The organism is Bacillus silvicola, from assembly GCF_050524305.1.
Taxonomy (GTDB): domain Bacteria; phylum Bacillota; class Bacilli; order Bacillales; family Bacillaceae_G; genus Bacillus_A; species Bacillus_A cereus_AT.
In genome coordinates, this window is record NZ_JBNGVC010000001.1 from 208,289 (window position 1) to 228,308 (window position 20,020).

Genomic DNA, 20,020 nt, shown 5'->3' on the forward strand with positions numbered 1-20,020 from the left:
TCAAATGATACGCTTTATTATACAAAAAAGAGCTCTCATTTGAGCTCTAACGGTCGAACAATATTGTTTTCATAATTGCAGCATATTCACGCACATACGCTTTTTTCTTAGAGCGCCTCGGTGTTTCAGCAGCCAAAGCTTCCATCTTTATCCCTAAACGCTTGGCAATTATTTTCGTTCGGTATAAATGATACGTATTACTTACAACTACCGCATGCTTTACATCATATAAATCCATACTAAACTTTAAATTTTCATATGTATTTGTAGAGCGGTCTTCAATTAAAATACGATTCTCATCTATACCATGTACCATTAAATAGTTTCTCATACTGTGAGCTTCCGGTATATCTTCATCTTCCCCTTGACCACCTGAAACAATTACTTTCACCTCAGGGTGAGCATGTAAATATTCCAACGCTACATCCAAACGATTTTGAAGAGATAAAGACGGTCTATCTCCAAATAACTTTGCACCTAATATAAGAACGTATGGAGAGTGATTACTCAATGTTTCACGAGCAGCTTTATTCATTCGAAATGTCATATAAATGATGTATAGCGGAGGTAGTAATAAGATTATAAGTAATATCCATTTGTTCATAAATAAGTTAGCACTCCCTTTCTTTTTATTATATAGAAAAAGAAAGGGAGTAAGAAGTGTTTTTTAAACGATGGATTTATTAGACACATTCGCTTCCATTTTACGTTTTGAAATTACATAATAAAAAGCAATCCCTAATGATAGGATCAATATAAAGCTTAGTACGTAAAACGGGATCATTACCCCTGCTTTAGATACGCCTGCCGTAAACAACATTAATAATACAATTCGAATTCCTGTACCAATTAATCGAAATAAGCTGTCCACACGTCCCATTACTTCATTTGGGATTTCTTCCATCATTAATACATTTCTCGCCACTCTCGTTCCAGCATTTCCAATAGCATGAAAAATTGCAAGTCCATATAATAGCATAATGGAAGGCTCAATAATCATTACGGTAATTGAAATTACATAAATGAACATCGTCATAACGATTGAAACTTCTGTTTTGACATATTTCATCATGATTGGAATACTTATTCCTGCAAGAACCGCTCCGACACCGTACATCATACCTTCAATTGCGTATACAGAGGCACTAGCTTTGAGCATATCTGAAATATATACTGGGATTAAATAATTTGCCATCATGACACCGATAAACGGCATATAAGTCGCTAGTAAAAACCAAAATAACTTAGGGCGCTTTTTCATAAAGTGAATTCCTTCGAACAATTGCTTCTTAAATGTTATTTTCCCTTTTACCTCTTTTTTCTTTACATATGGTATACATAAGAACAGGAAAAATGCTCCTGCAAAAGTTAACATATCCACTAACAAGATCCATTTCAAAGAAATAATCTCAATTAAAAAGCTAGCAGCTGCACCTGAAATAACTTGCGTTAATTGTCCTTGTATTTCCATTGTGCCACTTAAACTTTTATAATGCTCTGATTGAAATATTTCTTGGTTAAATGCAAATATTGTGGGATAGAATAATAGATAATAGAAAGATCCTGCTATATAAATAATAATGTAATGAATAGAATTGTATGATTGCCCAGCAAATCCCCAAATAGCCATCATTCCTATAATGGCTATCCCGATACCTTCGTTACATAACAATAAAGATTTTCTTGAAAAACGATCTATGCTTTGCCCAATGAATGGCGTTAGCAAAAACATGATGAGAGTTGCAACGATAGAAATATACCCAAACGTTGTCTCTCCCCCACTTTCCTTAATCAACAGCCATGGAATCGTTATCATAACAATCCCAGAGCCAATAGCAGATAAACTATTGGCTCCTAGAATGTAATACAAGCGAGAATCATGATAAAGAGAGGACATATCACTCAACTCCTAATTGTTTTTTCACCTCTTTATATACGCTCATATATGCTTTTAATTCTTTAACTAAATCATGAATTAATGGTTTTGCATCTTCTCCAAGTTCACCATCTTGCACATGTAATCCATCAAGTACTACTTGTTTTGGGATTGCATTTGCGTAAACGCCTCTAGCGACAGTCCGCATACTATTTAATGCGTTTATTCCCCCTTTACCTCCTCCAGCAACTGCTAACAATGCGACAGGTTTATGGATGAATTCACTGCTACTTAAGTAGTCTAATGAATTTTTCAGTGCTCCACTCATCGCATTATGATATTCTGGTGTACATAGTACTACTCCATCCGCAGCTTTCACTAAAGCTTTTAATTTTTTTACTGCCTCCAATTCACGTTGTGATTCTTCTCCATTATATAAAGGTAATTCCGCTACTGCTAAATCGTATAACTCCCCTTCAAATTGCTCTGCAATGTATTTTGCCACAACGCGAGTTCTACCGAATTTTCTTGGTGTACCGTTAATAACGACTAGTTTCATAATTATTTCTCCCCTTTGTTTTCAAGTTATATTTATATATTATCAGAAATTTCTATACAAAACACAGTAAAAAGAGGGAAAAACTTTCATTAAATAGTATGAGAAATAAAAAAGAACTCATACTTTCGTATGAGTTTCACAAAACTAATATTTCCTATTTTTTCACAACCTCATGTCCACCGAATTGATTACGAAGTGCAGAAACCACTTTTCCGTGGAATGTATCATCTTCTTGTGAACGGTAGCGCATAAATAATGACATTGCGATAACTGGTGCCGCTGCTTGTAATTCAAGCGCAGTTTCAACAGTCCATTTCCCTTCTCCTGAAGAGTTCATTACACCTTTAATGCCATCAAGTTTTGGATCATCTGCAAATGCTTTTTCAGTTAAGTCCATTAACCAACCACGGATAACCGATCCGTTCGCCCATACTTTTGCAACATCTTCATAATTGAAATCAAAATCACTTTTATCTAGTACTTCAAATCCTTCAGCGATTGCTTGCATCATTCCATATTCAATACCGTTATGAACCATTTTTAAGAAATGCCCACTACCAACGCGGCCCGCATATGAATAACCATTTTCTACTGCTAAGTCTTTAAATAAAGGTTCTAGTTGATCATAAATTTCTTTTTCTCCACCAACCATTAAGCACGCACCGTATCTAGCTCCTTCCACACCGCCTGATGTACCGATATCTACGTAATGTAAGCCAAAGCTTTTCGCTTCTTCAGCACGACGCAACGTATCTTTATAGAATGAATTTCCACCTTCAATAACGATATCGCCTTCCTCTAATAATGGATATACCTCTTTTAGTACTGACTCAACAACTTCTCCTGCAGGTACCATTACCCAAATTGTACGAGGTGCTTCTAGTTCAGCGATCATTTCTTTTAATGTATGACGTGCAGTAATCCCTAGTTTTCCTGCCTTTTCAACAAGCTCATTATTTACATCGTATACAACTACTTCATGCTTGTCTTCATGTAAGTGTTCAGCTAATGGGAATCCCATTTTTCCTAATCCAATTAAACCTAGTTTCATATTAATCAATCTCCCATTCTATACAAATATATTTAATAACGAAATTAGTCCCAGTGCTACAACAGATAGTATTGTCTCCATTGCAGTCCATGTTAATAATGTTTCTTTCACAGTCATTCCGAAATACTCTTTAATCATCCAAAATCCAGAATCGTTCACATGTGATAATATTAATGATCCTGCTCCTGTTGCAAGTGCTAGTAGTTCAACATTTACACCCGGTGTACTTGCTGCAATTGGCGCTACAATTCCAGCTGCTGTCATCATAGAAACTGTAGCAGATCCAGTCGCGATTCGGATAAGTGCTGCAATTCCCCAACCTAATAATATCGGTGAAATATGAGATTCTTTCGCCATTTCTGCGATTGTCGTTCCTATTCCAGAATCTAACAATACTTTATTAAAGGCGCCGCCTGCACCAATAACTAACAGGATGTTCGCAATAGGTCCTAAGCAATCATTTGTAAATTGTAATACTTTATCTTTTGAGAAACCTTTTGCATAACCAAGACTAAAGAAAGAATATATCGTTGCAATTAATAATGCGACTATTGGATCTCCAATAAAGTGCAATATTTGTGCAAGTTGACTTGTTTTGCTTAACGCTACTTCCGCAATGGATGCACCTAGCATAAGAAATACTGGAAGTAAAATAGTAAACAATGTATTTCCGAAACTAGGAAGTTCCTTCTTCTTATCTCTTTCAATAAATTGCTCCGCTATCTCTAATGGTACTTCTTTATGTATACGAGCACCGATCCATTTCCCGTAAAGCGGACCTGAAATTATTGCAGTTGGAAGTCCGACAATTAATGCATATAAAATTGTCTTCCCTACATCTGCTTTAAATATACCTACCGCTGCCATTGCTGCTGGATGCGGTGGAACAAGTCCGTGTACAACCGAAAGGCCTGCTACTAGCGGAATACCGATTGTAATAAGTGATACCCCTGTTTCTAACGCAATTGTAAATACTAACGGAATTAATAGTACAAATCCAACCTGGAAAAACACCGGAATCCCTACTAAAAATGCAACGAACATCATTGCCCAGTGAACACGCTTTTTCCCAAAACGTCCAATTAATGTGTTTGCAATTCGTTCAGCACCGCCAGACTCAGCCATCATTTTTCCAAGCATTGTTCCTAAAGCTAAAACAATTGCCAAAAACCCTAACGTATTACCAAGACCTAATTTAATAGAATCGATAATCCCCGGATGTTGTGGTGAAGTTCCAATTAAGGGCATCCCCATTGCTAGCCCAACTCCGATTGCTGTTAAAATTAACGCGACAAATGGATGCCATTTTACTACCGTAATTAGTAAAAGTAATATGACAACAGCCGCTAGTACAATCCCAACTACCATTTCTCCCAATCCCCCTATTGTTTACGTTGGAAAGCAGCTATACAATCAAATTCTTCTTTCAAGCGATTGTAAAGTCGTTCATACATATAAAACATCTCTAAATATAAAGCCGTATTTTCTTTATTCGGTACATGGTGATGGACAATATCAATCCAATCCTTCACCTCTTCAAGAGAATCAATTTTCCCAATTGCATACAAAGCAAGTGCCGCTGCCCCAAGCGCAGATGCTTCATGACTTTCTGGAACAAGCAATTCTTTCCCCATCATGTCAGATAACATTTGTCTCCAAAACGCAGACTTTGCAAAGCCTCCTGAAACACGTATTTCAGAAAGTGGCCCCGTACAATCACGAATGGCAAGTGCAACTGAATACACACTCATACAAACCCCTTCCATGACAGCACGTATGAAATGTTCACGTTTATGCTGAAGGTTAATTCCGAAGAATGTACCACGAGCATTTGCATTCCAGTAGGGTGCACGTTCTCCAGATAGAAACGGTAAAAATAGTAATCCATCTGCTCCAGCTGGTACACTTTCTGCATATTTAATCAATAAATCATAAGGATCAATCCCAAGCTTCTTTGCAACTTCTTGCTCTGGACTACCAAATTCATCACGTAGCCATCTTAATAAAATCCCGCCATTATTCGTCGGTCCACCGATTACCCAGTGCTCTTCTGTTAATGCATAACAAAACGTTCTTCCTTTTTCATCTGTATTAACACTTGATGAAATTGTTCGAACCGCTCCACTTGTTCCAATCGTAATTGCAGCTGAGCCAGTCGATATTGCACCGACACCTACATTTGCAAGAACACCATCACTTGCACCAATAACAACCGGAGTATCCTCACTAATACCCATTTTTTGTGCTAATTCCGGCTTCATTCCCGATAAAATATATGTAGTTGGTACAGGTGTTGATAATTGTTCTGGTGACATATTTAACATAGTTAAAACATCTTCATCCCAGTTTAATGTTTCTAAATTAAATAACCCAGTAGCTGATGCTATCGAATAATCCACTACGTAACGCGAAAACAGTTGATAAATAACATACTCTTTAATGGAAATAAATTTATAAGCACTCGCATATAATTCTGGCTCTTCCTCTTTCATCCACAATAATTTAGAAAGCGGCGACATCGGATGAATTGGTGTACCCGTTCGTCTATATATGTCATGCCCATTCATATGTTGTAATAATTTTTCTGACTGTTTCGTACTTCTATTATCTGCCCAAATAATAGAGCGCGTTAACGGCGCACCGTTTTCATCTACTGCAATTAAGGCGTGCATTGCAGTACTAATACCGATTGAAGAAATATCTTCTGGTAACACGTTACTTCTTTCAATGGCAACGCTTACAGTTTTATATACAGCAGCACATATTACATCTGGATCCTGCTCAGCCCATCCGACATTCGGTTGAATAATTGGATAATCAACTGCATGTGATGCAACGACTTTTCCTTTTTCTGTGAACACAACCGTTTTTGTACTTGTGGTACCGATATCAATCCCGATTACTCTCCCCCTTGTTTCCATACGAATCTTCCCTTCATTTCTAGCAAAATACGATCTAGTAAACCGTTTACATGAATTAGTATATAAAAAATTTTTTCTTTAATCAAGGTTTAAAAAGAAAATTTTTTTCATAACGAAAAATAAATCCCCTCCTTCCATTTCAATTACATACTAAATTTAGATTTTCCACTTGGTAGAGTTGCGTTATATTCGTTACGCAACACAATCTTTTTCTTTCATTAACAACACATACATGGTCCTTCAATACGTTCTACACATTTGCATGAAAAAGAAGTTGAAAAGCCATATTCATTTTTATCGGTCACGTAACATAGCCATCAAGCTAAGAAAAGCAACTACCTCCACAATAGGAATTCTGTGCATTTTGCTCTTTTTATTGTTTTAATTTCACTCTTCCTTTGATCTTGATGGACATAGAGCCCGGCTCACTACTATCACTTTTTTACCTTGTAAATATATGCTCCATACTATAAAATCTAATAGTATTTATATTTTTCAGAAAAATAAAACAATATCTTTAAACTTTATTGTTTAATATTGTAAAAAGATGTCGGAGGGATTTAATGTTAAATAAAATATCTCAATTCACAATTAAGCTTTCATCAATTCTTTTATCACTCTTACTATTATTAAATTTACCTTATTTATTTATCACTCAACAAGGATTCACCTTTCAACCCATTTATTTTTTTAATCAGATCGTTACTATGTTAAAACAGGTTTTCTCCCCTGAATCATTAGTGGTTATAGGATCAGACCCGAAATTTGGTAGTTTCAAAAAAATACCATTATTTCCAACTGTTTTAGAACCTTACCTATATTCATTTACTGTATTATTTGTAGCCTTTTTGCTTGCGCTCTTTATATCATCTAGCATGGCATTTTTTTATTTTTTAGCAAAAGATTATATCAAAAAATGGATAAACCGAATTGTGTTCATATTAGAAGCTGTCCCTGATATGATGATGATGATTTGTTTGCAAATATTTTTCATATGGGTACTTCAGAAATTCGGGGAAGCTCCTTTCACCATTATTTCTTTTAATGAAAATCGAGCTTATTTACTCCCTATTTTATCTTTAGCTGTCTTACCTACATTACAAATGTTTCGGATGATGGTGTTATACATAAAAGAAGAACATGGAAAACATTACGTAGAGGTTGCATATGGAAAAGGCCTTTCATCAAGTTATATACTATGCATTCATTTATTCAAAAATATATCTATCCACTTTTTCCACCATTTAAAAACGATTTTTGTTTTCTTACTTTCTAACTTATTCATTTTAGAATTTGTTTTTAATATGCAAGGCATTATTCAATTTTTATTTAAGAAGGCGTTTATTTCACCTCCAGCTGCATTTATCATACTTGTCATGATTATCTTACCGTTTTATTCCATTTTTCAAATAATCTCTCTCATGATGAATAGATGGCAAAAGCAATTGAAAGGAGCAGCTCTATGAAATCTATTTGGAAATCAAAACGCTTTTTAATCGGCTTTACTTATTTATTCATACTTGTTTCAGCTAGTTTTATTTATAGTTGGTTCTTTAAAGATAACATCCCAAAACCTCCTCAGTTACTTTACAATGACAATAACGAATTACTTGGAAAGGCTCCCTTTCCACCATCATTAATGCCACCTTTTGGATCTGATCGTTTTGGAGAGTCTGTTTTCTTACAAATTGTAGAAGGAGCAAAATTCACTATTTTATTAGCCGTGGCAATTAGCTTCTTTCGAATTTTATTCGGAACATGTATAGGAATCCTCTTAAGTTTATATGCTCCAAAATTCAAGAGATTTTTCCAGTCATGCTCAGAAGTTTTTTATTATATTCCAACTTTATTTATCGCATTTATACTCATCACGCCCGTTAATATTGTAATCACCTCAAACGCTGATAGATTAGACCCAAATATTTCATTTATGTTTTATCAAGTACTCGTACTTATTTTCGTCGCTCTGCCTACACTTTCTTTATATATATCCTCAGAGGTTGATGAATTTATGAAACAAGATTACATTTTAAGTTCCCAATTGCTGGGGGCTAGTCGTTTTCATATCATCAAAAAACACTTACGAGTCTTATTACTTGATCGCTTATTTGTATTATTCATGGAACATATCGTTCAAGCACTCATACTCGTTATCCATTTAGCGTTGCTTGACATTGTAATTGGCGGGATACAAATGCGAGAACTCTATGACGGAGTGCCCAAACCTGTTTCTCTATCTAATGATTGGGCAGGCCTTATTGGATTAAATCGTTATGAAATGAATCTTTCATGGTGGATTATTTTTTATACTCTCGTTTCATTCTTTATTACGATTCTTTTTATTAAGCTTATGACCATCGGGATACAAGATGCATTGAAAGCAAGAGATTCGCAAGTTGTAGCCATTCAAACCGTTCCAGATCATAAAAAATTTGTTAAAAATAAAGATTCTTTTTCGTTTGCAAATAAAGTGAAACTTTAATCAGTGGGGGTTTTCTTCATCCCCCACTGATTATTAGCCCTCACCAATCGGGCTTTTACGGGCAGTTGATTCCCCACCTAACTTCTTTGCTTTCACCGAATTTTGAAGTGGGGGGCTTACTGCCCGGCAAATAGCGGGATAAATTGAACCTTTAATCATTTCTCATTAATCGGCATTGATATTAGTGGAATATAAAGAAGATGATCCCTGTATTCAACAGGGATCATCTTCTGGATGCCGTCTAACTTTTTTACATGTCCTTTGCTAGACTCATGCTTTTTATATTTAAAATGAATTATTTACAATCACAATTATGCTGTTTAAAATCGATTACCATACGCCCTTGAATTCTACCTTGTTCCATTTCTTCGAATACATTTTGCACTTTATCTAAAGAACAAGTTTGAACAACCGGCACTACTTTTCCTTCTGCACCGAACATAAATGCCTCTTCTAGATCCTTACGAGTACCGACTAGAGAGCCAACTACTTCAATTCCATCTAGTACAAGTCGCGGAATGTTCAAATCCATAGTTTCTACTGGTAAACCTACTGCAACGACTTTACCACAAGCACGTACTGCATCAACTGCTGAGTTGAATGCTACTTTAGAAACTGCTGTTACTACAGCAGCATAAGCGCCACCAAACGCCTCTTGAACAATCTTATCAGCAGGGCCTTGAGTAATTGGATTGATAGTCATATCAGCACCAACCTCTTTTGCTAAGGCTAATTTATCGTCATTAATATCAACTGCAATTACCTTTGCACCAAATACGTTTTTAGCATATTGAATAGCTAGGTTACCTAATCCACCACAACCATAGATTACGATAGGTTGACCAGGTTTAATGTCTGATACTTTTATAGCTTTATATGTAGTTACGCCCGCACATGTGATTGATGATGCTTGAGCAGGGTCTAATCCTTCTGGTACTTTCACCGCATAATCAGCTGTAACAATACATTGTTCAGCCATACCACCATCTACTGAATAACCAGCATTTTTCACTTCACGGCAGAATGTTTCTCTACCCGTTACGCAATATTCACAACGTCCACAAGATTGGAACATCCATGCAATACTTACACGGTCACCTATCTTTAGTGAAGTAACATCATCAGCAAGTTTCGTAACAATACCTACACCCTCATGACCAAGGATGCGGCCATCTGTGTTTCCAAAATCATGATTCGCAACGTGTAAATCAGTGTGGCAAACTCCACAATACTCTACATCTACTAGCGCTTCACCCGAGTGTAACGGACGTAATTCCTTTTCAATAACTTCAATGTTTGCTTTGCTGTTTTTATTAACTACTACTGCTTTCATATGTGATCTCCCCTTTAGTGTTTTAGAGTTTTAATGAGTTTATCTCACAACTACTGTCCTCACTATTTTGGCTAATTATTGTACCAAATTTAAGTGTTCAATCATCATTACAAGTTCATCATAACATGGAAATTCATAAGCTCATTGTAAAATATTGAACAATATTTGAATTATTACCCAATACGTATTTTGATGTATCAAGCTATGTGTTAAATTTCATATGCAAAATATCGAGGTTAAAAAATGAATGGTCTAAAAGATGAGAGATTATTACTATAGGTAAGTGGTATATTTCTATAGACACTTAGAACAAGTAGATCTAGAGGGTATATCAACAGACTACTCGCCAATATAAAAAGCTCTTCATTTGAAGAGCTTTTTATATTCGCTTCATCGAAATTGTTTCACGTATACTTTGTAAATTTTGTAGTGTTTCCTCTTGTCGCTGCAATGACAATCCCACATACAAAGTATCTAATAAACTAAGCTGTGCTAATCGTGACGAACTTGCTTCTGTACGAAATTCCGTCTCACGCGTCGAAGTATATAGCGTTATATGAGCAAGTTGGCTTAATGCCGATTTTTGATAGCTCGTAATCGCAATAATGCGAGCCCCTCTTGCTTTCGCTACTTCTAATGCTTCAAGCAATCCTTTATTACTACCCGAATGAGAAATTGCAATGACCACCGCTTCTTTTGTCAGCAAGCCAGCTCCCATAATTTGAAAATGTGAATCCGTATGAGCAATACAAGAAATACCCGTTCTCATAAACTTATGATAAGCATCCATCGCAATAATACCCGAACCACCATTTCCATAAAACTCAATTCGTTTCGCTTCATTTAGCGCACTTACTGCCTGTTCCAACGCGTTATCATTTAACAAATGTAATGTATCTTGCAGTCCTGTAATATGTGAATGAAAAACTTTTTTAGCAACAGTGACCATATTATCTTCTACCGATACTTCCTCATGAATATTTTGCATCGGGGTATGTACAATTTCACGAGCTAATGTAATTTTCAGGTCTTGAAACCCTTGAAAACCTAGGTGTTTGCATAAGCGGAATATCGTTGCTTCAGAACTATTCGTAACTTCAGCTAACTCCGTAATCGATTTATGTACAACATCTTGTGGATGTTTCAAAATATGTTCGGCAATACTTCGTAATTTCGGTGATAAACCATTTAACGAAGCCTGAATCTTTCCAATCCCGCTTTTTGTACCAGGCATATCGTATCTTCCCCTTCCATAGTAGCTATATCCCGTATTAACGGGCAGTTAGACTCCCTCCTCAAAATTCGATGAATGCAAGGGAGTTAGATGGGAGATCAACTGCCCGTAAAAACCCGATTGGTGCGGGCTTATAATCAGTGGGGATGCCCCCCACTGATTAAAGTTTCACTTTATTGTACCTAATAATCGAAAGAAGAAACAACTTTATTTAGCGCATCACTATACATTTTATTTGCTCCTATGTATTCTACCGTAACATATGACACAATTATTCATACTTATTTCTAGTTTTCCCCATGCTTTACTGCGTATAATGCAGCTTGTGTACGATCATCTACTTCTAATTTAGCCAATACGTTAGAAACGTGTGTTTTCACCGTTTGTTCTGTAATATGAAGCTCCGCTGCAATCTCCTTATTGCTTCTTCCTTTCGCAATTTCACGAAGTACTTCTTGCTCCCTTTTCGTTAACATAGAAAAAGGATTCTCTCTTTCTTTCTTGACTGCTGACCGTCCTAATAGTGCAGGTGTTACTTTTGGGTGAAAATTTGCATTTCCTTGATATACCGCAACAATTGACGCAACAAGTTGATCTGGCTGCACTTCTTTTAATTGATAACCATCTGCTCCAGCTTCTATTGCTGGTAAAACATAATCTTGTTCTGCAAAACTACTGAGCATAAGTATCTTTATCGTCTCATCGTATTGTTTTATACGTTTTGTCGCTTCAATACCATCCATTTTCGGCATTGATAAATCCATTAATACTACATCTGGCCTTTCTGTTTGGACGAATGTTAATGCTTCTTCACCATTTTCTGCTTCCCCGATAATTTCAAATTCTTCTCTCGTCTTCAAAAAAAATACAAGTCCCCTTCGAACAATATGATGATCTTCTACAAGTAATAATTTAATTTTCACAGACGTTCTCCCTCTCAAACTGGTAATTGAATTTCTATCTTCGTCCCCTTTTCTGGTTCTGCTTTTATTCGAAAAATCCCCCTCATTAATTCAATTCGTTCTTTCATACTTTTCAAACCAAGTGCGGACTCTCTTACTTGATCCTGTATAAATCCAATTCCGTTATCTTCTATGTAAAAGTGCAGCTTATTATCTTCAATCCTTAAATGAACACATACTTTTTCACACGAAGCATGCTTTTTACAATTATGTAATGCCTCTTGGCTTATACGCCATAAAACTTCTTCTATTTCATCTTCAATTAAAACCATTCCATCAATTCGAACCTCCACTTGAATCCCTAACAGTTTTCCGTAATTTTGTATCGCTTCTGCTAAACCTTTCTCTAATCCTTCAGGCCTTAATTGCCAAATCAAAAGCGTCATCTCTTGTAATGCTTCCTGTGATAATTCTCCAATATAACTTAACATCTCTTGTAAGTCTCTATCCTTCGTCATATTTAGAGTTCCTTTCGCTGTTAGCATAATTGAAAATAACAATTGTTTAACGGAATCATGTAAATCACGAGCCAATCGGTTTCTTTCAGCTACAACTACATATTTCCGTTCTTTCTCAACTAATTGAATACGTTGTATTGTCGTTCCAATTTGAAATGCAATCGCTTCTAATAACGCTAACTCTTCCTCAGAAAAATGTGTTTTATGAGGCGAGGCAACATTTAATAGACCAAATTTCTCTGATCCAGATCTTAGTGGGATTGTCGCATGATGTGTAACATCTTCGGTCTCTCCCCAATTACATTCAATCGCATCCTCTATTCGTTTACATTCAATAATATTTGTCGCTTTTTCCAATCTTCCATTCACAAAACGTTCTACACACCAACAATCTCCTTCACACATCGGCTTCTTTTCTTGCCACGTAAGAGCTGGTGGTAAGTTTTGGTCTACAAGCCTACGATGCTTTCCACTTTCATCAATAAAGAATATCCACCCTGTTTGTAAATTCATAACTTGTAATAATGTATGTAACACTTTTTCTAACATTTCCTGTAAGTTTGTCGCTTCATTCAGTAACTCAGCAATTTCTTTTAACGCTTCTAAACGATGCATCTCTTTTTCATCTATATTCATTCTCATCACCAACTACCATTATAACATTAAGAAATTTCTAAATACTACAAACAAAAAAGAGCTGAATTCCTTCAGCTCTTTTTCACGAGATATCCCATACAGTTCATTCAAATCCAAATTCTAAATAAAAACAGAAATCAGCTAATTTTCTTTAACTGTCTGATAAAGATTGTCCCCCATGAATATGCTGTAAACTTTCAGTGTTAACGAACATATTCGCTGCTGGCATTTGCACTTGATTTTTATGGAACATAGACATTAATTCAAATCTTACTTGTCTAGAAGTTTCAAAATAATCTTCCGGTTTAATCAAACCTGTAATACAAAATTCATATCCAACATATTTAAGGTTAGGATTTAGGTCTGTAACTCCAACATATTTAAATGGTTCAACAGCTTCATTATCTACTCTATAAAGATTTTGATCCAATTTTTCATTACAAATAACACATACTTCTTCTAACAATTCCTTAACTCTTGTAGGATCTTCCTGATAACTTACCGTGATGCGTTCAATAACTCGCATCCATCCTTTATTAAAATTCTGTATCGTTCTAATCTCTCCGTGTGGTATGGTAAGGAGTTTCCCTGACCATTCACGAATTTGCATAAAACGAATACTAATTTCCTCAATAGTTCCTGAATTTGTTCCGTTAAAAGTTACAAAATCGCCAACACGAAACTCTTTGTCCGCTAATCTTGCAAAGCCTAATATGACATCTTTTAGCATCTGTTGTGCAGCAAAACCGATGACAACCCCCGCTATCCCTGCACCTGCAATAATACTTTTTATATCTACAAATTGACTAATTAAATATACGATCAGACTGATGATAATGATATATCTAAAAATAGATCGAATAACACTTTGAATCGTCTGCTCTACCTCTTCATCAAAAAAGCTGGATTTTTTAAAGAACCAATCAATAATGCGGTTTATGACAAAAGAAATAATGATAAGAACTAAAGCAAATAGTAAAAACCTTAAAAGCAAAAACTCCCTTACATAATTAAAAAACTCCTCAGTATACGCTAATACACTCATCTATCCACTTCCTTATTTTTTTAAAATTTCATGCAGAGCTAATTTATTGTAATTACTTATTGATTATCTCAAAATTTGCTTTCGCAACTTTTTTCCCTGATCTTTCATTTTACTTTCTTAACTATGTATTTGTATCCCTAGTTCATCTCCAACAATATAACCCTTTCATCAATCTTTCAACTTCAGATGTCCTTTTCTATTTACTATAAATATACCCTTTTTAATAATCTAAAGGGAGATTACAATAGAAATTTTTATAAGCAACTTTGTAACTCTCACCTCGTTCAAAGGAATACATTCACATAACACCGAATAGTTCATTTGATACTTTTTTCATGGAGGTTACAATTAATGGGATATATCGAAGAACTAAGAGCAATTGTTGGATCTAGACCACTCAATCTAGTAGGAGTTGCTGTAGCTGTTTTCAATGAACAAGGTCAAATATTACTACAACAAAGACGAAATGGCATTTGGGGTGTTCCTGGAGGTTTTGTGGAACTTGGTGAATCCACAGAAGAAGCTGGGAGACGAGAAGTGCTTGAAGAAACAGGTATTGAAATTGGTACACTTCAGTTAGTAAGTGTATTTTCGGGTAAAGAGTTTTTTGTACAATTACCAAATGGAGATGAATTTTATCCCATTACAATCGCATACCTTTGCAAAGACATTACAGGTGGCTTGTTAAAAGCAGACGGAGTTGAATCATTACATGTACAATTTTCCGATTTAAACCGACTACCAGAAAAGATTAGTCCGTTCATTAAAAAGTTAATTCAACAACAATTCGTTTCTATTTAAATGCAAAAAAAGAGACCTTTTTGAAGGCCTCTTTTTTACTTCACTTCTGCATTTAAACAAGATTTAAAATGTCCAAGTGCATATTCATGTCCTTGCGCATTAAAAGATGCAACCGCCTTTTCATAAACGACAATTTTAAATCCTTTATTATAAGCATCTACTGCTGTATGTAGAACACAAATATCCGTACATACCCCTACAAGATGAACTTCTTCTATTCCTCTTTCTCTTAGCTTCATCTCTAGATCCGTTCCTGCAAATGCACTGTATCGCGTTTTGTCCATGTAATATACATTCTCATCATTTTTATATTTTTCGTATACATCTTGTAATTCACCAAACAAGTTTCTTCCATTTGTACCTGCTATATTATGAGGTGGAAACAATTTGGCTTCAGGATGATATACATCATTGTCTTCATGTTTATCGATTGCAAACACTACATAATCTCCATCTGCAATATACTGCTTCGTTACACGCACAAGTTCTTTCTCAATTTCTTGACCTGGCTTCCCGCAAGTTAAAGCACCTTTTTCAGCTACAAAATCATATGTATAGTCGATATTAATAAGAGCTCGTTTCATTACTACTATCTCTCCTTCTTCTGTTTCACAGTAAACAATAGAAAATTTGTTATTACGACATCGTATGTACTATTCGACATTTCAAATGAAATCCCTACATTTCCAACTCAATACTTACCTTAATCCGAGTTTATCATAAAGTGAAACTTTAATCAGAGGGGGGGCCATCCCCCTCTGATTATTAGCCTTCACCAATCGGGCTTTTACGGGCAGTTGATTTCCCACCTAACTTCCTCGCATGCGCCGAATTTTCAGGTGGGGTTCTTACTGCCCGTTAATACGGGATAAAATCGGTACACAATGACAAAACATACAGCTCCTATTAGCATGTCATGTATTTGATAATTGAGCGTCATTTGAATAACCTCTTGTATAGTAAACCAAATTACTGACATTATCATACTAATCAAAACGATACGAACAAACCGATTCATATCTTCAACCTCTTCCCCTTTCGTAGTAGTAAAGAGTAATTTCTTACTATTCATTCGTACTAGAAAGTGAAACATATTACTCTCAACAACCTAATTCTATCCAAATTAAAAAGCACACTACCACTTTAAGTAATGTACTTTTTATCCCTATTTAAGACGCAGGCTTCGTTTCAAACGTCGCTTGATTAAAGCTAATGACTTTTCCTTTTGGGTCATTGTTTTCAAACTGAGCTGCGGTAATCGTATGACTACCTGTCTCAAGCATTTTTTCTTTTAATTGTACTGTTGTCTGTGTTGAACTAGTTACTTGATGTTTATCTGCAAATATTTGATCTACAAATACGAATGTTTCTTTATCGTTTTGAAAATTGGAAAGTTCTAATTCGACTTGCTGAATTAAAGTATCCCTTTTTATGAATACAGTTGGTATATTTCCATTTTCAGAAGTACCATCAGGTGTAATGACTTTTACTTTCCCTTCTCCAACTGGTATTGCCCCTTCAGGAAATACAACCATATTCTCATCACTGGCATTTACAACCTGTTCTTTCTGATTAGACTGTGCGTCCTCTTTTTCCTTTGGAGTACCACAACCTACTAATAACAATACAGACAGTCCAGCGATTATGAATTTCTTCAAAATTCATCCCCCCTGTAATTTCATTATATTTTATTATACAAAAATAATTTTAATATTTTAAAACTACTTTTAACACTTTCATGAACAAATACTATCTTGCTCACGATTACTGTATCATACTTTCCTTAATAGAACATTATTTTTTTGTAAGCAATAAATAGAAATTCTTTCTTATTCATCATTTTAGCCCAAAATCACCCCACAATATCCCAAAAAATAAAAAGACATCGTTATTTCCAATGTCTTTTTTATCTATTATTTAATAAATGTTGTAATCTCATCAACTTCTTTTCGAGAAAGTTTCTTCGGCTTATCTTTCGGAAACCCGAGTGAAATTACCATATTAATTTGTTTTTGAGGCTCAATTTGTAAATATTGTCGCAGTTCATCCTGAGCTAATAATACAGGTCCTGTCATTGGACAAGTGCCAAGTCCTCTCGCATGTGCAGCTAGCATTAAGTTTTGTGCTGCTAGACAGCTACTCTTAATTCCTTCCTCTTCCCACACTGAATCAGGAACGAAGGCAATTGGATCAAATATCTTTTCCCGAAACTTGGATTCATATGGTGTTGCCAAACATACGATTAATACTGGTGCCTCAGAGAAAGCGGTCGCATACGGTCCGAAAGAACGTGTAAGTAATTTCCCTGCTTTCTCTTCTCCATTTTCTGTTGCTTTTGCTGCAAGTTTATGTAATGCATCCCATGTCATTTGTTCAATTTCTTTAATTTTCTCTCGATTCATAATGACCAAGAACTCCCACGTTTGTGAGTTCGTATCACTCGGTGCATAACGAGCACAATCAATAATTTCTTTTATGTCACTAGTGGATACTTCTTGTTCTGTAAACTTTCTAACACTTCGTCTACCGTGAATTACTTCTTTAAAATCTTCATAATTCATACATTAAATCCCCTTTTTACAGCGTTTTCAAAAATTGTCCTATGGTTGAATTATATCATGAAAAAAAGCTGGAGGAATACCAGCTTTTTTCCTCATTATTAATTTGTCACTTTAAACAAACTAATACTTTCTTCATATGCAGCTTGTAGTTTTTTCGTAATTGATCCTCTTTCACCACTTCCAAACTTCTCATCACCAATTTGAACAACTGGGAATATTTCAAGTGGTGTCGCTGTGAAAAAGCACTCATCGGATTCGTACACTTCCTGTAATGAGAATTCACGCTCTTCTACCTCTATATGTAACGCTTTCGCTAATGTAATAACGTAGTGACGAGTAATGCCATGTAAAATAAAATGATCCGCCGGATGTGTAATCAATTTATTATTTTTCACCATAAAGAAATTCGAATGACACCCCTCTGTTACAATTCCATCTCGCACCAATATCGCTTCTTGGTATCCTTGTTCGTTTATTTTATTTTTAATCATGATATTAGGGAGCAGATTTAATGATTTTATATGGCAGAACTTCCAGCGTATATCCTCTTCGACAGTAACCTTTATTCCTTGTTCCATAGTAGCAGTAGGTCTTGGAAACGAAACGATATTCGCAAAATATGTTGGTTGTAAATCTTTTTCATACACATGATTTCGTGCTTGAGCACCACGTGATATTTGAAGATACACATTCCCATCTTCCTGAAATTGATTTTTTTCAATCATTTGATGTAACTCTTCCACTAACTCTTCTTTAGTAAACGGTGGAATTAGTTTTATTTCTTCCATAGAATTAAAAAATCGTTCCAAATGTAAATCCAATAAATGTGGCTTCCCATCATATAACCTAAAAACCTCATATATACCATCACCAAATTGAAAGCCCCTCTCCTCTAATGGGACCATCGGCTGTTCTTCCTTCGTATTCACAATTCTTCCGTTAAATAAAATCCAATCTTTATGAGTAGCTTTCATTCCTTCCCACTCCTTTATTCCATAATTGATTTTATTGTACAACTTATCCACACTTAAAAGAAGGAATTTTCTGTATTTAAACAAATTAAAAAGTACATCACCTATTTAAAGTGATGTACTCAACCATTCATTTATTTCAGAAAATATTTTTCAATATCATCTAACATTAAATTTGCTGCTTTAATACCGCCTGCTGTATTCCAAATTACTTCATCCACTTGGAATACTTTATTGTCTTTTGAAGCTTGTAGCTGCTTAAAGAGTGGATCCTCTGTCCATTCTTTTGCTAACGTATTTCCTTCGTTATTCTTATCTGCATCTTTATCAGATGTGAAGTAGAATATGTAGTCCCCATCCATATTCGGAATTTGCTCTTTTGTAATTCCTTTTATCGCAAATTCATCTTTATCTTGTAGTGGTGGGCGCTTAAATCCAACATCATTTAAAACAACACCTGAGAATGAGTTTTTCTGATAAATCCGGACATCACCTGGTACGAAGCGAATAATAGAAACTTTATAATTCAATTTATCTCCTAACTTCTCTTTCATTCCTTCAATACGTTTTTTATAATCTTCAAGAGCCTTTTGCCCTTCTTTTTCTTTATTTACAGCTTTTGTATAGAGTGTAAAGTTTTCCTTCCAATCCCCGCGCAATGTTTCAGCGTATACAGTTGGCGCTATTTCGTTCAATTGCTCATATATTTTTTCATGACGCATTTTATTCCCGATAATTAAATCCGGCTTAAGCTTCATAACTGCCTCTAAATTAATATCACGCTCAGTTCCTACTGGTGTTACTCCAACAGCTATAAGTGCCTCCGCACCCTCATTTGTTAAAACAACTACTTTTTTAGGTGTACCATTTACTGATGTTTCACCCATGGCATGCTTTACAGTATACGAATCTTTTGCTTTAGCTGCTGTATCATTTTCTTTTTTCTCTTCTTTGCTACACCCTGCGATTATTACCATAAGTATCATAATGCAGAACATAAATTTTTTTACTATGTACCATATGCCCTCTCTAGATGAAATTGATTATCATTAACGATTAAAGACTAATGTATATTACATACATTGTCAATGTATATCAGAATTTTTTTAATATATACAATTTAGATTCTA

The 20,020-nt window shown here is 35.3% G+C and carries 20 protein-coding genes; 3 read left to right on the top strand and 17 right to left on the bottom strand.

Features of this window, described 5'->3' with window-relative positions; genetic code table 11:
- Window positions 1-46: 46 nt before the first annotated feature.
- The 6 genes from ACP6L7_RS01065 to gntK form a co-directional block, all read right to left on the bottom strand.
- Window positions 47-604 (bottom strand): YdcF family protein, encoded by a 558-nt coding sequence (locus ACP6L7_RS01065; protein ID WP_097831968.1) that lies wholly within the window; start codon window positions 602-604, stop codon window positions 47-49.
- Window positions 605-667: 63 nt separating this feature from the next.
- Complete coding sequence (locus ACP6L7_RS01070) at window positions 668-1,897, bottom strand: MFS transporter (protein ID WP_098361966.1); 1,230 nt, start codon at window positions 1,895-1,897, stop codon at window positions 668-670.
- 1 nt (window position 1,898) lies between these two features.
- On the bottom strand, window positions 1,899-2,435 hold the full coding sequence (locus ACP6L7_RS01075; protein ID WP_071745885.1) for an NADPH-dependent FMN reductase: 537 nt from the start codon (window positions 2,433-2,435) through the stop codon (window positions 1,899-1,901).
- 154 nt (window positions 2,436-2,589) lie between these two features.
- A complete protein-coding gene (gnd, locus tag ACP6L7_RS01080; RefSeq protein WP_097831966.1) occupies window positions 2,590-3,486 on the bottom strand; it encodes a phosphogluconate dehydrogenase (NAD(+)-dependent, decarboxylating) in 897 nt (298 codons plus the stop codon).
- A gap of 18 nt (window positions 3,487-3,504) precedes the next feature.
- Window positions 3,505-4,854, bottom strand: a complete 1,350-nt coding sequence (locus ACP6L7_RS01085; RefSeq protein WP_141533557.1) for a GntP family permease — start codon at window positions 4,852-4,854, stop codon at window positions 3,505-3,507.
- A gap of 14 nt (window positions 4,855-4,868) precedes the next feature.
- On the bottom strand, window positions 4,869-6,407 hold the full coding sequence (gntK, locus tag ACP6L7_RS01090) for a gluconokinase (RefSeq protein WP_097831964.1): 1,539 nt from the start codon (window positions 6,405-6,407) through the stop codon (window positions 4,869-4,871).
- A gap of 563 nt (window positions 6,408-6,970) precedes the next feature.
- Here gntK and ACP6L7_RS01095 point away from each other — a divergent pair.
- Window positions 6,971-7,873 carry an ABC transporter permease subunit gene (locus ACP6L7_RS01095; protein WP_097831963.1) on the top strand — a complete coding sequence of 301 codons (903 nt, stop codon included), beginning with the start codon at window positions 6,971-6,973 and terminating at the stop codon, window positions 7,871-7,873.
- Entirely contained in the window at window positions 7,870-8,889 is a 1,020-nt protein-coding gene (locus ACP6L7_RS01100) for an ABC transporter permease (RefSeq protein WP_141533556.1), read from the top strand. Before ACP6L7_RS01095 ends, ACP6L7_RS01100 begins: the two co-directional genes overlap by 4 nt.
- 295 nt (window positions 8,890-9,184) lie before the next feature.
- Here the strand turns inward: ACP6L7_RS01100 and adhP are convergent, their stop codons facing one another.
- From adhP to ACP6L7_RS01125, 5 genes are all read right to left on the bottom strand, one after another.
- Complete coding sequence (gene adhP / locus ACP6L7_RS01105; protein ID WP_097831961.1) at window positions 9,185-10,222, bottom strand: alcohol dehydrogenase AdhP; 1,038 nt, start codon at window positions 10,220-10,222, stop codon at window positions 9,185-9,187.
- Between the two features lie 379 nt (window positions 10,223-10,601).
- Window positions 10,602-11,456 (bottom strand): MurR/RpiR family transcriptional regulator, encoded by an 855-nt coding sequence (locus ACP6L7_RS01110; protein WP_001119626.1) that lies wholly within the window; start codon window positions 11,454-11,456, stop codon window positions 10,602-10,604.
- 287 nt (window positions 11,457-11,743) lie between these two features.
- Window positions 11,744-12,379, bottom strand: coding sequence for a response regulator (locus ACP6L7_RS01115; protein WP_097831960.1), 636 nt, complete (start codon window positions 12,377-12,379; stop codon window positions 11,744-11,746).
- Between the two features lie 14 nt (window positions 12,380-12,393).
- Entirely contained in the window at window positions 12,394-13,512 is a 1,119-nt protein-coding gene (locus ACP6L7_RS01120) for a GAF domain-containing sensor histidine kinase (RefSeq protein ID WP_489686860.1), read from the bottom strand.
- 151 nt (window positions 13,513-13,663) lie between these two features.
- Window positions 13,664-14,557 (bottom strand): mechanosensitive ion channel family protein, encoded by an 894-nt coding sequence (locus ACP6L7_RS01125; protein ID WP_097831958.1) that lies wholly within the window; start codon window positions 14,555-14,557, stop codon window positions 13,664-13,666.
- Window positions 14,558-14,908: 351 nt separating this feature from the next.
- On the opposite strand from ACP6L7_RS01125, the gene ACP6L7_RS01130 reads away from it, so the two are divergent.
- Window positions 14,909-15,358, top strand: coding sequence for an NUDIX hydrolase (locus ACP6L7_RS01130; protein WP_097831957.1), 450 nt, complete (start codon window positions 14,909-14,911; stop codon window positions 15,356-15,358).
- A 35-nt stretch (window positions 15,359-15,393) separates the two neighbouring features.
- Here ACP6L7_RS01130 and ACP6L7_RS01135 read toward each other — a convergent pair whose 3' ends face one another.
- The 6 genes from ACP6L7_RS01135 to ACP6L7_RS01160 form a co-directional block, all read right to left on the bottom strand.
- A complete protein-coding gene (locus ACP6L7_RS01135; protein ID WP_097831956.1) occupies window positions 15,394-15,942 on the bottom strand; it encodes a cysteine hydrolase family protein in 549 nt (182 codons plus the stop codon).
- A gap of 251 nt (window positions 15,943-16,193) precedes the next feature.
- Window positions 16,194-16,451 (bottom strand): hypothetical protein, encoded by a 258-nt coding sequence (locus ACP6L7_RS01140; RefSeq protein WP_097831955.1) that lies wholly within the window; start codon window positions 16,449-16,451, stop codon window positions 16,194-16,196.
- Between the two features lie 76 nt (window positions 16,452-16,527).
- Window positions 16,528-17,016: a putative periplasmic lipoprotein gene (locus tag ACP6L7_RS01145; protein WP_097831954.1), complete on the bottom strand. Its 489-nt coding sequence runs from the start codon at window positions 17,014-17,016 to the stop codon at window positions 16,528-16,530.
- A gap of 255 nt (window positions 17,017-17,271) precedes the next feature.
- Window positions 17,272-17,919: a nitroreductase family protein gene (locus tag ACP6L7_RS01150; protein ID WP_097831953.1), complete on the bottom strand. Its 648-nt coding sequence runs from the start codon at window positions 17,917-17,919 to the stop codon at window positions 17,272-17,274.
- A gap of 98 nt (window positions 17,920-18,017) precedes the next feature.
- Window positions 18,018-18,893, bottom strand: coding sequence for a D-amino-acid transaminase (gene dat, locus ACP6L7_RS01155; RefSeq protein WP_097831952.1), 876 nt, complete (start codon window positions 18,891-18,893; stop codon window positions 18,018-18,020).
- A 131-nt stretch (window positions 18,894-19,024) separates the two neighbouring features.
- Complete coding sequence (locus ACP6L7_RS01160; RefSeq protein ID WP_097831951.1) at window positions 19,025-19,888, bottom strand: ABC transporter substrate-binding protein; 864 nt, start codon at window positions 19,886-19,888, stop codon at window positions 19,025-19,027.
- Window positions 19,889-20,020: the final 132 nt, after the last annotated feature.

Bases quoted from the DNA above. Each gene is read 5' to 3' on its own strand.
- ACP6L7_RS01065 (WP_097831968.1), bottom strand. From the start codon at position 604: ATGAACAAATGGATATTACTTATAATCTTATTACTACCTCCGCTATAC.
- ACP6L7_RS01070 (WP_098361966.1), bottom strand. From the start codon at position 1,897: ATGTCCTCTCTTTATCATGATTCTCGCTTGTATTACATTCTAGGAGCC.
- ACP6L7_RS01075 (WP_071745885.1), bottom strand. From the start codon at position 2,435: ATGAAACTAGTCGTTATTAACGGTACACCAAGAAAATTCGGTAGAACT.
- gnd (WP_097831966.1), bottom strand. From the start codon at position 3,486: ATGAAACTAGGTTTAATTGGATTAGGAAAAATGGGATTCCCATTAGCT.
- ACP6L7_RS01085 (WP_141533557.1), bottom strand. From the start codon at position 4,854: ATGGTAGTTGGGATTGTACTAGCGGCTGTTGTCATATTACTTTTACTA.
- gntK (WP_097831964.1), bottom strand. From the start codon at position 6,407: ATGGAAACAAGGGGGAGAGTAATCGGGATTGATATCGGTACCACAAGT.
- ACP6L7_RS01095 (WP_097831963.1), top strand. From the start codon at position 6,971: ATGTTAAATAAAATATCTCAATTCACAATTAAGCTTTCATCAATTCTT.
- ACP6L7_RS01100 (WP_141533556.1), top strand. From the start codon at position 7,870: ATGAAATCTATTTGGAAATCAAAACGCTTTTTAATCGGCTTTACTTAT.
- adhP (WP_097831961.1), bottom strand. From the start codon at position 10,222: ATGAAAGCAGTAGTAGTTAATAAAAACAGCAAAGCAAACATTGAAGTT.
- ACP6L7_RS01110 (WP_001119626.1), bottom strand. From the start codon at position 11,456: ATGCCTGGTACAAAAAGCGGGATTGGAAAGATTCAGGCTTCGTTAAAT.
- ACP6L7_RS01120 (WP_489686860.1), bottom strand. From the start codon at position 13,512: ATGAATATAGATGAAAAAGAGATGCATCGTTTAGAAGCGTTAAAAGAA.
- ACP6L7_RS01125 (WP_097831958.1), bottom strand. From the start codon at position 14,557: ATGAGTGTATTAGCGTATACTGAGGAGTTTTTTAATTATGTAAGGGAG.
- ACP6L7_RS01130 (WP_097831957.1), top strand. From the start codon at position 14,909: ATGGGATATATCGAAGAACTAAGAGCAATTGTTGGATCTAGACCACTC.
- ACP6L7_RS01135 (WP_097831956.1), bottom strand. From the start codon at position 15,942: ATGAAACGAGCTCTTATTAATATCGACTATACATATGATTTTGTAGCT.
- ACP6L7_RS01140 (WP_097831955.1), bottom strand. From the start codon at position 16,451: ATGTTTCACTTTCTAGTACGAATGAATAGTAAGAAATTACTCTTTACT.
- ACP6L7_RS01150 (WP_097831953.1), bottom strand. From the start codon at position 17,919: ATGAATTATGAAGATTTTAAAGAAGTAATTCACGGTAGACGAAGTGTT.
- dat (WP_097831952.1), bottom strand. From the start codon at position 18,893: ATGAAAGCTACTCATAAAGATTGGATTTTATTTAACGGAAGAATTGTG.
- ACP6L7_RS01160 (WP_097831951.1), bottom strand. From the start codon at position 19,888: ATGTTCTGCATTATGATACTTATGGTAATAATCGCAGGGTGTAGCAAA.